This window comes from Ketobacter sp. GenoA1 (genome assembly GCF_003671475.1).
Lineage (GTDB): Bacteria > Pseudomonadota > Gammaproteobacteria > Pseudomonadales > Ketobacteraceae > Ketobacter.
In genome coordinates, this window is record NZ_RCHM01000042.1 from 1,007,869 (window position 1) to 1,020,742 (window position 12,874).

Genomic DNA, 12,874 nt, shown 5'->3' on the forward strand with positions numbered 1-12,874 from the left:
ACTCTTTGGCATTGGCATCGGCGTGTTGGTTTGTTGGCGTGCGCGTTGATCATTGTGCTTTCAATCACTGGGATACTGGCAAATCACAGTAGCCAACTTGGCTGGGATCGAAGCCCGATATCAGTCCAGTGGATCTTGAACAGTTATGGCTTCAATGCCCCTGAAACCTATCAGGGCCTGGCAGTTGATGAACATCTATGGGTTATTGGGGGCACCCAGCTGTTCCGGGATGATGTTTCCGTAGCGACCTGCAGCAGCGACTGGCACAGCGTCAGTTGGCTTGATCCTATGGTAATTGCATCCTGCGCTTCCAAAGTCGAGCTGTTCTCCACCGATGGTGACAGAATTGAAATCTTCAGCGCGCTGCCGGAAGGGCGATTGATCAAGTCCGGCCGCATTAAGAACGATGGCCGGTTGCTCCTGCAGTTTACACAAAACCAGTATTTACTGGATGTTGATTCCTTTGAAGTAACCGCGGTATCGGGGTATGAGATGATACTCCCCCAGTGGCAGTCGGTGCCCGCTCCAATGACCCAATCTCTCCAGAGCCAGTTTCGAGTACAGGATCTAACCTGGGAACGCTTTATTCTGGATGTACATGCCGGGCGCTGGTTCGGCGGTTGGGGCTGGTTGCTCATGGACCTGGGCGCAATCTTTATGCTGACACTTGCCCTTTCCGGAGTAGTGATGTACGTCTTGCGGCGTACCCGATAATGCGATTAATCCCTGCGTAATCGGTCGGATATGGCGATTGGGGTGGGAAACCGAAATACCACGATGTAGGTGGACATCAAAAACGTCAGAATGGCCGTTGCCTGGATAACGTGGGCAGCCACCACGCCAATCAGGCCCTGGGCGCTGGCGATGAAGGCGATGAGTAACGAGAATTCACTGGTTTGACCAAGGCGGAAACCGGCTTCCCAGGACAGATGCTTCGATTCGCCAACGGCGCGCAGGAGCTTGGCATGAAGTACGGGTTTCAGCACCAATACCACGGCTGTGATGAGCAAGCTGGGAACCCAAATCTGGCTAACCAGGCCCAGATTGAAGCCCGCGCCGATAGAGAAGAAAAACAGAATCAGGAAAAAATCCCGCAAAGGCTTAAGATTGGTCGCTATGTATTGGGCAATAGGGCTGTTGGCCAAACTGATTCCAGCGACGAAAGCACCGATCTCCAAAGACAACCCCAGCGCTTCCGCCAATTCAGCCACCCCCAGACACCATCCTATCGCCAGCAAAAATATGTATTCGTGGAAGCGGTCAAAGCGCGTCAGCAAGGGCAAAATGACCCAGCGTACCGCGTACTGAGCGCCCAGGATTAAACCGGGCAGGGCAATACCAACCCCCAACCAGGCACCCACATCACCAATGTGATCCGTACCGGAGAGCAAAATAAGGGTAATGATGGCAAGCATATCCTGGATCAACAGAATTGCGATCAACACCTCGCCGGTGTGCTTATGATGGAGCATGGTGGTGGGGAGAAGCTTGATGCCAATGATGGTACTGGAGAACATCAGGGAGACACCAATTACCCCGGATTCCATCCAACTGAAATCGAACTGCCGGCAGATCAACGTACCCAACAGGCACAGAATAACCCCGCTGGTGATGGTGACCAGCGCACTTCGCCCGATCAGCTTGCCAAAATTGCGGGGCTGCAGGTCCAGGCCCAGCAGGAACAATAGAAAAACGATACCAATATGGCTGATCTGTTCGAGGGTTTTACTGTCAGAAACCAGATCCAATCCGTAAGGGCCGAATAATCCACCCAGAACAATGTAACCCACAATCAACGGTTGGCGCGTGAACAGGGCGAAGGATGAAATGACTGCGGCGCCACTGAATATCAAGAAAATGGAAAAAACAATGGATTCAGAACCCATTCGCGCTACCCCCGGTAAACCATACTACCAGTTTAGCAAAACCGATTAGCCTGGGTTGGATATTTTTAACAACAGCCACCGTCACTCTGGTCGGTGCTGGTGGTGGCAAAGGGCAGGGCGGTGCCGCAGCCTTCGAAAATACCAAAATGGGTTTCCCAATTACCAATAAACTCAAAGTGATCCTTAAAACGGGTGTCATGCAGCATCCGGTAGGTGTTGCCGCATACCGGGAAAACCTTGCCGGCTGCAATCAGGTGATGCTTGTCCAGCAGCACTTGATGGGGGCTGTGGAGAATGGTGCCCTTGTAAATTACCGCCTGGCCATAATCTTCACAGGCTGGCTCCAGCGCATCCAGCTTGAACAGGCGATAAGTAGCGCTGAAAAATGAAATGCCGGCAAGCCTGGATTGGATTTCGGGGTTATCAATGGTGAGTACCCGGTCTTCTACCAGTCTGGGATCCGTAAATCCACAATGCTTTGCCAGATTGACAAAGTCATTCCAATACAATGCACCACTCAAGCACTCACCATACAATACCGGATCGGAGATCAAGTCTGGTGGTATCCGCCTATCGGAGTAAACGTCTGAAAAATACATTTCTCCACCGGGTTTCAGTAGCCGGTAGGCGTGCTTGAGAACGGCTTCCTTATCGGGAGAAAGGTTGATGACGCAATTGGATACGATGATATCAAAAGAGTTTGCCTCCAGATCGAGTTGATCCAGCTTTTCGATATAGCCTTTCACAAAGCGTACATTAGGCTGATCATAGCCAAATCGCTCGGTGTGGTAATCCACATACTGATTGGCGATATGCAGTTGCTCATCGGTCATATCAACACCCACCACGTACCCCTGCTCCCCAACCAGGGCCGACAGCGCATAACAATCACGCCCCGATCCACACCCCAGATCCAGGATGCGCATGCCTTTCAGCAACTGGGGTGCAATAAGCCCGCAACCGTAATATCGAGCCATCACCTCATCATGGATAGAGGACAATACGGCTTTTAGGTAGTCCGGCATTGCGGTGTCGGTGCAGCAAGCATTGGTCTGCAAATCCTCACTGTTTTGTAAGGTTTTGCCGTAATAATCCTTTACTTGCTCATGCATCTTCGGAATCTCCGGAAAGTGGCCAGTGAAGTCAGTCTCAGTGTGGAATATAACCGTTGCCTAGATTAGGTCATACGCCATGAAAAAATCAATTCCCTGATTTGTTCATTACTTGCCCATTGATAAGACAGAGTATCTAATATGCCTTTGGTGCTGACAATACGCACCGTTTTTTCAAACTGCAAACAGGTATCGCTTTAGTAATGATACGTAAATCCCTGACACTCTACCTGCTCGCTCTGCCTATCGGGTTAATGGGGGCTGTAGATTTCCTCTTCGGGATGTTGTCGGTTCTCGTTTTTGAGGACCACGAAGAGGTAGAGTTCTTCACACCTGCGGTTGTCTTCCTCGCTGTTGCCTACCTATTGGTGCAATTGGCCGGTAAAGAACGCGAGTTCCGTCGAGTGGGGTTTCGGGATGCGGTGCTGTTTGCTGTGTCAACCTGGTTGGTAAGCGGTTTGTTTGGGGCCTTTCCCATCATCATGGTAACCAAGGTTTCCATCAGTGATGGTGTGTTCGAGTCGGTCAGCGCCTTAACGACCACCGGCGCCACCATACTGACTGGGCTCGACGACCTACCGAAATCCTTTTTGCTCTATCGGCAGTTCCTGCAGTGGCTGGGTGGGCTGGGTGTGGTGATATTTGTGGTGGCGGTGTTGCCAATGCTCAATGTGGGCGGTACAAAGCTTTTGAAGGCTGAAACGCCAGGCCCCGTTAAGGATGAAAAATTATCACCCCGGATAGCCAAGACAGCCCATTATCTGTGGGTTGTCTATTTCGTGCTGACTGCGCTGTGCGCCGTTGCTTACTATGTGGCTGGCATGTCTGTCTTCGATGCCATAAGCCATAGTTTAACTACAGTTTCAACCGGCGGGTTTTCCACCCATGATTCCAGTTTGGGGTATTTCAACAGCAACGCTGTACTCATGGTGGCTGATATATTTATGTTGTTGGGGGCAATCAGTTTTGCCCTGCATTTCAAAGTTTGGCGCAGTCGCCAACTGAAACTGTACTGGAGAGATGAGGAAACCCGGTATTTCCTGCTATGCATCGCACTCATCACGTCGATGATCTGGTTTGGTTTACGTCAACAGGGGGGGTATTCCGACAGCTGGGTTGCACTAAATGCAGGAGCGTTTCATTTGATTTCGTTCATGACGAGCACTGGCTTTGCTGCCGATAGCTTTGCAGACTGGCCATTGTCTGTGGTGTTTCTTCTGATATTTGCTGGCTATCTCGGCGGTTGTGCGGGCTCCACTGCAGGTGGTAACAAGATGATCAGAAATATTCTGAGCGTGAAGCTCTTCAATCTCGAAATCAAACGCCTGATACATTCCCGTGGTGTATTTATTGTCAAGTTTCAGGGCAGACCTGTTACGCCATCCGTGTTAGGGGCGTCAGTGGTGTTCATGTTTGTCGCCGCCGTCAGCACAATGGTTCTGACGCTTGTTATGATGGCATCGGGTCTGGGTTTTCTTTCCGCCCTGACGGCAGTTGCGGCCTGTCTCAATGTGCTGGGGCCTGCGTTTGGCGAATTAGACAGTAACTTTCAGCCGGTATCCGACTTTGGTACCTGGGTGCTGACCTTTACCATGATTCTGGGAAGGCTGGAATATTTCACAGTGCTGAGCCTGCTGATCCCGGATTTCTGGAGGCGGTGATAGTAAGAGGGCGCCAGTGCATCATGGCCACCAGGTATGCCGGTGGCCATGAAACTCCGCTTAATCAATTACGACCGACGCTGATAAATGGGTTTCTTTTCGTTCGCATCTGCCTGGTAGGTAACCGAGAAATCATTCAATCCGGTCAGTGCTTCTTCTATACAGCGATCTGCTCTGGGCTCAAAGCTATTGAAACCGCAGCGCTGCATGTAGAACATTTGATCCCGCAATACATCACCACAAGCGCGAAGCTCACCTTCATAACCCATTCGGTCGCGTAAAATGCGGGCCAGTGAATAGCCCCGGCCGTCACGGAACACAGGAAACTCAATGGCAATCAGGTCCACCGAATCCAAATAGCCGGCAATCTCTTCGGGTTCAATGTCACCACTGACCTTAATCCCAACCTTGCCGTTATGATCTTTGAGTTTGGATTCCAGCTCCGGCCACAGCGACTGAGGGATAATGACGTTGCCTTCAGCCGGTAAGTCACCGGCTTCATTGATATGAGTGAAGGTGTCTTCAACGATGGCACGGTTCTTAATAATCTTATGCGGCATAGACACGCTCCTTAAAAGGCGCCATGCCAACTCGCTCGTAGGTTGAGAGGAATGACTCGCCTTCGATACGTTTTTCAACAAAGACATCGATGATCTTGGTGACCACATTCGCAATATCGTTCTCAAAGAATGAGGGACCGATGATTTTGCCTACTTTGGCATCGCGACCGGAACAGCCACCCAGTGACACCTGATAATATTCCTCGCCTTTCTTGTCCACACCCAGGATACCAATGTTGCCGATGTGGTGATGGCCGCAAGCGTTCATGCAACCGGAAATATTGAGTTCGATTTCACCCAGGTCATAGAGGTAATCCAGATCATCAAACTGACGCTGGATCTGCTCGGCTATGGGGATGGACTTGGCGTTTGCCAGGGAGCAGAAATCGCCTCCCGGGCAGCAGATTACGTCCGTAAGGCAACCAATATTGGCGGTGGCGAAGCCCAGACCCTTGAGCTTTTCCCACAACTCAAACAGTTGGTCTTGCTGGACATCGGCCAATACGACGTTTTGCTTGTGAGTGCTGCGAACCTCACCGAAACTGTATTGATCCGCCAGATCGGCAATGGCAAACAGCTCATCGGTGGTGACATCCCCCGGGGCTACCGAGGTGGCTTTCAACGACAGCGTTACTGCCATGTAGCCAGGTTGCTTATGGGCAGTGCAATTGCGTTTGACCCAGGCATCGAAACCAGGATTGGAAGCTCTTTGCTGCTGTAGCTGATTACCGGCTTGCGGCAGCAAGGCATACTGCGGAGCGGGGAAGAAAGCCTTCATACGGTCGATTTCCGCCTGGGGCAGATCCATATCGGTGTCTTTCATATGGAGCCATTCGGCCTCCACCTTTTCCCGAAAGGCTTCTACGCCCAGTGCTTTGACCAGAATCTTGATGCGAGCCTTGTACTTGTTATCACGGCGGCCGTAACGGTTGTACACTCGCAGAATGGCCTCAAGATAGGACAACAGGTATTTGGGAGCCAGCGCCTCGGTGATTTTTTCTGCCACTATCGGGGTACGGCCCAAGCCGCCACCAACCCAGATATCGAAGGCTGTGTTGCCGTCGGCATCGCCCACAATCTCAACCCCGATATCATGGAACTTGATTGCCGCCCGATCGGATTCCGACGCGTTAACCGCGATTTTGAATTTTCGTGGCAGGTAGGCAAATTCCGGATGGAAGGTACTCCACTGGCGGATGATTTCGCACCAGGGGCGGGGATCTTCCCTTTCGTCCGTGGCCACACCGGCAAACTGATCGGTGGTGACGTTGCGAATACAGTTGCCGCTGGTTTGAATGGCGTGCATTTGCACAGACGCAAGCTTCTCCAGAATATCCGGTACCAGCTCCAGAGCAGGCCAGTTGTACTGGATGTTCTGCCGGGTGCTGAAATGTGCGTAACCTTTGTCGTAATCACGGGCGATTTCCGCCAGCACCCTGACCTGGGCACTATTGAGCATGCCGTATGGGATGGCAACCCGCAGCATGGGCGCATGGCGTTGCACATACAGGCCGTTCTGCAGACGCAGGGCCAGAAATTCTTCTTCGGACAGTTTGCCTTCCAGGAATCGCGTGGTTTGATTGCGATACTGGGCAACCCGTTCATTCAACAGTTGCTGATCGTATTCGGTATATGAGTACATAACTAGGTTCGTTTACTGCGTTCGACGGCCGTAACCACATAAAAATCATGGTATTAGGCGGTTAATACAGAGGGTCGTGCGATTTTAAGGCGAGCAGGTTACCAGCATGGCTTTATTCATAAAAGGAATATTTTGAAATATCAATATATACATTTATGAATAACGAGCATTACCAGACTAGGCTAGAAGGTTATTGTTTGGGTTATTGTCCGGCGGACTCCAGAACGCTTCTCACAACCAGGATCATCACCACCACGATGACCACCACGGCAATAATACCCATGGTAATGAACTGGGATGCATCCCCTTGCTTGAAGTCTTCTTCGCGGTTTTTGTCGCTCTGAACGCCAAAAATGGCCGCCAGCGTACTTTGTATCAACGCCAAAAAACCCCGACCATGATGCTTGTCGGCTTCGAATTGATCTTTGTTCTGTGTATTTTCTTTATTTTCAGACATTTGCATACACTCTGCTTAAATGCGAATGGTTGCCCAGCGCCCGGCCCGCCACTGATAGGCCATTATAATGGCCTGTAGTAAACGCTGTAGCAATTGGCATATCCATATACCCAGTAAGCCGAGCCCCAAATAGGGGCCAACGAGAAACGCCGCTGGTATGAAGAAACCCCATTGCAGGAGAATGCTGATTTTCATAACGGATCGGCTGGCACCGGCCCCCAGAAGCGCCTGCGACAGTATGATTCCACAGGCATCCAACCCAATAAACAAGCCGGTGATCTGCAGCGGTGCGCGGGCCAGCTCGATAAGGGCCGGCTCCTGGAAAAACAAACTGAGCACCTGATCGGGCATTACTACCAAGGGCAAGGCCACCAGCCACAGAAACAGCATGCCCAGCAAGGTGATATTCACACCCCACAGGTAAGCGTCATTAGGTTCACTGCGCCCCAGGGACTGGCTCACCAAAGAGGTGGCCGCCATGCCCAGGCCCATTGCCGGCAGAATCAGAAACAGGATGATGGTAATCAGCACATGACCAATCGCCAGCTCATTGGTGCCAACCTGAGCGATAATCCAGAATAGCGTGGTCAACCCACCGGCGAAGAACACCTGTTGAATGGAGTTGGGCAGCGCCAACTGAAGGGTGTCCTTGATTTGTCGCCAACCAGGCCAAGCCCTTAAAAAGCCTGCGTTGCGGGAGAATAACCAGCACTGTATCAGATACAGAATACTGGCCAGATACAACGCCAGGGTGGTGCCCAATCCCGCGCCCACCACACCCAGTTCAGGCAGACCAAAGGCACCAAAAATCAAACCATAGCTCAATATGATGTTGACCACATGCATTACAATCAGGGTACGCATATAAACGGTGGAGCGATTAATTCCGTTCCAATAGCCCCGAAAGCTGAAGTTCATGCCAAGGGCAAACAGGCCGGCGATACGGATGGCAAAGTAATCGGCGGCCAGCGGCGTGACCTGAGGATCATCGATTAAAAACGCCATTAGGGGCTTAGCGCTGAAAAAGAACACCAGAAACAAGGGGATTGCCATGATCAGGGCGATCAGCAACCCTGTATTCAAGGGTAATGCCATTTCAGTGACATTATTCTCCCCACGGCGCCGGGCCACCATGGCCTGTACGCCGGCTCCCAGACCGATAACAGCGGCGGATGCCAGATAGTTGGTATTGCTGGCCATGCCCACAGCCGCCAAGGCGTGACTGCCCAGGTGCGATACCATCCAGGTATCCACGATGTTTAAAATACTTTGCGAGATCATGCCTGCCATAATCGGCAGAGCCAGGCTCCATATTTGTCGTCGTCGCTGCGTATCCGGCCAGTAGCCTGTCATTTCATTCCTGGTTGCGGTTTGCACCACTGATTTTTTTTATGGGATTGGCCAATTGAAACACAACAAAGTTTATAAAAGACAGTACCAACGCGATTTCGTATCGACCGTAAGCAACGGATACGCCTATTGCACCGGTGTTCCAGATGGCGGCCGCCGTGGCGGTGCCACCGACTTTGCCGTTGCTTTTAAGAATCGCTCCGCCACCGATAAAGCCCATGCCGGTGAGAATCCCGTACATGACTCTGGCTTCCGCATCAGAACCCTCATAGACACTCATACCCACCAGCATGTAGGCGCAGGCGGCCACCGCTACCAGAGGAAAGGTACGTAAGCCGGCACCTCCCGCTGATTGTTCGCGGTTAATCGCAACCGGTAACGCCAGTAAAAAAGCGATACCGATTTGCATAAAGTGGTAAAGGATTAGCTCTACGTTCAGCTCCAGGCTCATGATCGAGGCACCTTTGTTCAGGGACCGGTTCTATGGGTCATAGATCAGGTTGGGGCTCAACCAGCGCTCTGCTTCCGACAGATCCATGCCTTTACGGTCGGCGTAATCCTCAACCTGATCCCGGTTGATTTTACCTACCGCATAATAGCGCGATTCGGGGTGTGAGAAATACCAGCCGCTCACAGCCGCCGTGGGGAACATGGCAAAGTGCTCGGTTAGTTCTACGCCGGTATTCTCGCTGGCGTCGAGTAAATCAAACAATGTTGCCTTTTCTGTATGATCGGGGCAGGCCGGATAGCCGGGAGCAGGGCGGATGCCCGCGTATTTTTCCTTAATTAGCTCATCATTGGAAAGCTGCTCGTCATTGGCGTAGCCCCAAAATTCCTTTCTAACCCGCTCGTGCATGCGTTCTGCCAGCGCTTCGGCCAAGCGATCTGCCAGCGATTTAAGCAGGATGGCATTGTAGTCATCGTGATTGGCCTCGAATTCCGCCACTTTTTCATCCACTCCGTGCCCTGCGGTGACCACAAAACCGCCCACATAATCCCTTTTGGTGCCGGCAGGAGCGACAAAGTCAGACAGACAGAAATTGGGTTGGTCGTTGGCCTTATCCGTTTGCTGCCGCAGATGGTGCAATACGGCCAATTCAGAGCCATCTTCATTGAGCAGCGCAATGTCATCGGTACCAATACGCTGTGCTGGCCAGAATCCAATTACCGCTCTGGCAGTCAACCATTTTTCGTCAATAATTTTTTGCAGCATGACCTGGGCATCGGCAAACAGTTTGCTTGCCTCTTCGCCCACAACCTTGTCCTGCAGTATGGCGGGGTATTTACCTGACAATTCCCAGGATATAAAGAACGGCGTCCAGTCGATTCGATCAACCAATTCCTGCAAAGGGTAATGATCAAACACTTTGACGCCGGTGAAGGCAGGAGCAGGGGGGGTATAATGTTCCCAGTCCACCTGCTTGGCATTATCCTGGGCGGCACCGTAACTCAGCAGTTTGGTTCGGTTGCCCCGTTTTGCGTTACGCTCACGAATGACCGCGTACTCTTCTTTCACTTTTTCATGTAAGGCCAAGCTTTGTGTTGCATTCAGGAGGTTGGCAGCGATGTTAACGCTGCGAGACGCATCGGCCACGTAGACCACAGGGCATTTATCGAACTGTGGCTCGATTTTTACAGCCGTGTGGGCCTTGGAGGTGGTAGCACCACCGATCAGCAGCGGCAACTGGATATCCAGGCGTTGCATTTCCTTGGCGACGTGAACCATCTCATCCAACGATGGGGTGATCAGCCCGCTGAGCCCGATGATGTCCACTTCATGTTTTTTTGCTTCGGCCAGAATCTTATCGCAGGGCACCATAACCCCCAGATCGATAACTTCGAAGTTATTACACTGCAAAACGACGCCGACGATGTTTTTACCGATATCGTGGACATCCCCTTTCACCGTAGCCATCAGGATTTTGCCCTTGGCCTTGGTGTGCTCGTCTTTCTCGGCTTCGATGTAGGGAATCAAATGGGCCACGGACTGCTTCATAACACGCGCACTTTTTACCACCTGCGGCAAAAACATTTTGCCCTGCCCAAACAGATCACCCACCACGTTCATGCCATCCATCAGAGGGCCTTCAATGACTTCTATGGGGCGCTGTGCCTGTAATCGTGCTTCTTCGGTGTCTTCGATAATGTGGCTGGTGATACCTTTGACCAATGCGTGCTGTAATCTTTCATTAACGGGCAAATCGCGCCAGGCGTCATCTTCTTTGACTCGTTGGCCACCTTCACCCCGAAACTGCTCGGCTATCTCCAGCAGTCGATCTGTACCATCTTGCCGCCGGTTTAAGATCACGTCTTCAACCCGCTCCCGCAGGTCACCGGGGATATCCTCATAAATGGCCAACTGTCCGGCATTGACGATGCCCATGGTCAGCCCTGCTTTAATGGCGTGATACAGAAACACCGCGTGTATGGCTTCGCGCACCGGATCGTTGCCGCGGAATGAGAATGAAACGTTACTGATGCCGCCGGATGACAGCGCATGGGGCAGGTTCTGTTTGATGTACGCACAGGCATCGATGAAATCCACTGCATAGTTGTTGTGTTCATCGATACCGGTGGCCACTGCAAACACGTTGGGATCAAAAATAATGTCCTGCGGGGGAAACCCGATGCCCACCAATAAATCATAGGATCGTTTGACAATTTCCTGCTTGCGCTGGGCCGTGTCCGCCTGGCCATTCTCATCAAATGCCATGACTACGATGGCAGCGCCGTACTCCATGCACAGGCGGGCCCGTTCCAGAAATTCTGTTTCGCCTTCTTTGAGGCTGATGGAATTGACAACGCCTTTCCCCTGAATGCGTTTGAGCCCGGCCTCGAGAATTTCCCATTTTGATGAATCAAGCATAATCGGCACCCGGCTGATATCCGGTTCCGATCCAATCAGGTTGAGGAAGGTGATCATGGCCTGCTCGGAATCAAGCATGCCTTCATCCATGTTGATGTCGATGATCTGAGCACCATTCTCCACCTGATCCCGCGCTACCTGCAGGGCTTCTTCAAAGTGTTCCTCTTTGATGAGGCGGCGGAATTTGGCGGATCCGGTGACGTTGGTACGCTCACCCACGTTCACAAACAGGGAGCTTTCATCCACATTGAAGGGTTCCAGCCCGGATAATCGCAATGCCGGCTTGATCTGCGGAATGACCCTGGGTTTTATACCTTCCATCGCCTGGGCAATGGCCTTGATGTGCTCGGGAGATGTGCCACAGCAACCTCCAATAATGTTCAGAAATCCGCTGGTGGCAAACTCCTTGACGATCAGTGCCATCTCCTCCGGGGTTTGATCGTAGGCACCGAACTCATTGGGCAGCCCCGCATTGGGGTGGGCGCTGACCCGGCATGCTGCCACCCGGGACAGCTCTTCCACATAAGGGCGCAACTGGTCGGCCCCCAGCGCACAGTTTAAGCCGATGCTCAATGGTTTGGCGTGAATGATCGAGTTGTAGAATGCTTCGGTGGTTTGACCGGAGAGGGTGCGTCCGCTGGCATCGGTAATGGTGCCGGAGATCATGATCGGCAGCTCCACATTATGCTCGCGGAAGTAACGACGCACCGCAAAAATGGCGGCCCGGCAATTAAGGGTATCAAAAACCGTTTCGATCAGAATGATGTCAGCCCCACCATCCACCAGGCCCCGCGTAGCCTCACTGTAGTTGTCCACCAGCTCGTCAAAGGTAATATTGCGGTACTCAGGCCGGTTCACATCCGGGGAAATGGAGCAGGTACGGCTGGTTGGGCCCAGCACCCCGGCCACAAATCGCGGCTTATCCGGTGTTTCCCGGGTCTTCTCATCACAAGCCACCCGGGCCAGCTCCGCCCCCACTTTATTAAGCTCGTATACCATGCTCTCAAGGTCGTAATCTGCCTGCGACACTGCGGTGGAGTTGAAGGTGTTGGTTTCGATGATGTCGGCACCCACATCGAGATAGGCTTGGTAAATGGCAGCGATGACATCCGGCCGCGTCAGGGTCAGTAAATCATTGTTTCCCTTAAGATCTTTGTGATGATTTGCCAGTAAATCGCCACGATAATCCTGTTCCTGAAGCTGGTAGGCCTGTATCATTGTGCCCATGGCACCGTCCAGTATCAGGATTCGTTCGGACAACGCGGCTTGCAGGCTGGAAAGGCGATCTTCTAGGGTTTTCATCTTAAAATCAGGCTCTTAGAATGTTGACGATACGATGG

The 12,874-nt window shown here is 52.1% G+C and carries 10 protein-coding genes; 2 read left to right on the forward strand and 8 right to left on the reverse strand.

Going from position 1 to position 12,874, the window contains the following annotated elements; genetic code table 11:
* The first annotated feature begins 135 nt into the window (after positions 1 to 135).
* Positions 136 to 714: a hypothetical protein gene (locus tag D9N13_RS18320; RefSeq protein ID WP_290592983.1), complete on the forward strand. Its 579-nt coding sequence runs from the start codon at positions 136 to 138 to the stop codon at positions 712 to 714.
* A gap of 5 nt (positions 715 to 719) precedes the next feature.
* Here D9N13_RS18320 and D9N13_RS18325 read toward each other — a convergent pair whose 3' ends face one another.
* Positions 720 to 1,886, reverse strand: coding sequence for a cation:proton antiporter (locus D9N13_RS18325; protein ID WP_290592984.1), 1,167 nt, complete (start codon positions 1,884 to 1,886; stop codon positions 720 to 722).
* 65 nt (positions 1,887 to 1,951) lie between these two features.
* A complete protein-coding gene (locus tag D9N13_RS18330; protein ID WP_290592986.1) occupies positions 1,952 to 2,998 on the reverse strand; it encodes a methyltransferase domain-containing protein in 1,047 nt (348 codons plus the stop codon).
* 203 nt (positions 2,999 to 3,201) lie between these two features.
* Here D9N13_RS18330 and D9N13_RS18335 point away from each other — a divergent pair, with 203 nt between their 5' ends.
* Positions 3,202 to 4,659, forward strand: a complete 1,458-nt coding sequence (locus D9N13_RS18335; protein WP_290592988.1) for a TrkH family potassium uptake protein — start codon at positions 3,202 to 3,204, stop codon at positions 4,657 to 4,659.
* Positions 4,660 to 4,727: 68 nt separating this feature from the next.
* Here D9N13_RS18335 and D9N13_RS18340 read toward each other — a convergent pair whose 3' ends face one another.
* From D9N13_RS18340 to metH, 6 genes are all read right to left on the reverse strand, one after another.
* Complete coding sequence (locus D9N13_RS18340) at positions 4,728 to 5,219, reverse strand: DUF934 domain-containing protein (RefSeq protein ID WP_290592990.1); 492 nt, start codon at positions 5,217 to 5,219, stop codon at positions 4,728 to 4,730.
* Positions 5,209 to 6,861, reverse strand: coding sequence for a nitrite/sulfite reductase (locus D9N13_RS18345; RefSeq protein WP_290592992.1), 1,653 nt, complete (start codon positions 6,859 to 6,861; stop codon positions 5,209 to 5,211). Before D9N13_RS18345 ends, D9N13_RS18340 begins: the two co-directional genes overlap by 11 nt.
* A gap of 202 nt (positions 6,862 to 7,063) precedes the next feature.
* Positions 7,064 to 7,318 carry a DUF2970 domain-containing protein gene (locus D9N13_RS18350; protein WP_290592994.1) on the reverse strand — a complete coding sequence of 85 codons (255 nt, stop codon included), beginning with the start codon at positions 7,316 to 7,318 and terminating at the stop codon, positions 7,064 to 7,066.
* Positions 7,319 to 7,333: 15 nt separating this feature from the next.
* On the reverse strand, positions 7,334 to 8,671 hold the full coding sequence (locus D9N13_RS18355; protein ID WP_290592996.1) for an MATE family efflux transporter: 1,338 nt from the start codon (positions 8,669 to 8,671) through the stop codon (positions 7,334 to 7,336).
* Position 8,672: 1 nt separating this feature from the next.
* Positions 8,673 to 9,119, reverse strand: a complete 447-nt coding sequence (locus D9N13_RS18360) for an MgtC/SapB family protein (RefSeq protein ID WP_290592998.1) — start codon at positions 9,117 to 9,119, stop codon at positions 8,673 to 8,675.
* A 30-nt stretch (positions 9,120 to 9,149) separates the two neighbouring features.
* Positions 9,150 to 12,836, reverse strand: a complete 3,687-nt coding sequence (metH, locus tag D9N13_RS18365; protein ID WP_290593000.1) for a methionine synthase — start codon at positions 12,834 to 12,836, stop codon at positions 9,150 to 9,152.
* Between the last annotated feature and the right edge of the window lie 38 nt (positions 12,837 to 12,874).

Excerpts from the sequence above, each read along its gene's own strand:
- metH (WP_290593000.1), bottom strand. The coding sequence starts at position 12,836 with ATGAAAACCCTAGAAGATCGCCTTTCCAGCCTGCAAGCCGCGTTGTCC.
- D9N13_RS18355 (WP_290592996.1), bottom strand. The coding sequence starts at position 8,671 with ATGACAGGCTACTGGCCGGATACGCAGCGACGACGACAAATATGGAGC.
- D9N13_RS18330 (WP_290592986.1), bottom strand. The coding sequence starts at position 2,998 with ATGCATGAGCAAGTAAAGGATTATTACGGCAAAACCTTACAAAACAGT.
- D9N13_RS18340 (WP_290592990.1), bottom strand. The coding sequence starts at position 5,219 with ATGCCGCATAAGATTATTAAGAACCGTGCCATCGTTGAAGACACCTTC.
- D9N13_RS18360 (WP_290592998.1), bottom strand. The coding sequence starts at position 9,119 with ATGAGCCTGGAGCTGAACGTAGAGCTAATCCTTTACCACTTTATGCAA.
- D9N13_RS18325 (WP_290592984.1), bottom strand. The coding sequence starts at position 1,886 with ATGGGTTCTGAATCCATTGTTTTTTCCATTTTCTTGATATTCAGTGGC.
- D9N13_RS18350 (WP_290592994.1), bottom strand. The coding sequence starts at position 7,318 with ATGTCTGAAAATAAAGAAAATACACAGAACAAAGATCAATTCGAAGCC.
- D9N13_RS18335 (WP_290592988.1), top strand. The coding sequence starts at position 3,202 with ATGATACGTAAATCCCTGACACTCTACCTGCTCGCTCTGCCTATCGGG.
- D9N13_RS18345 (WP_290592992.1), bottom strand. The coding sequence starts at position 6,861 with ATGTACTCATATACCGAATACGATCAGCAACTGTTGAATGAACGGGTT.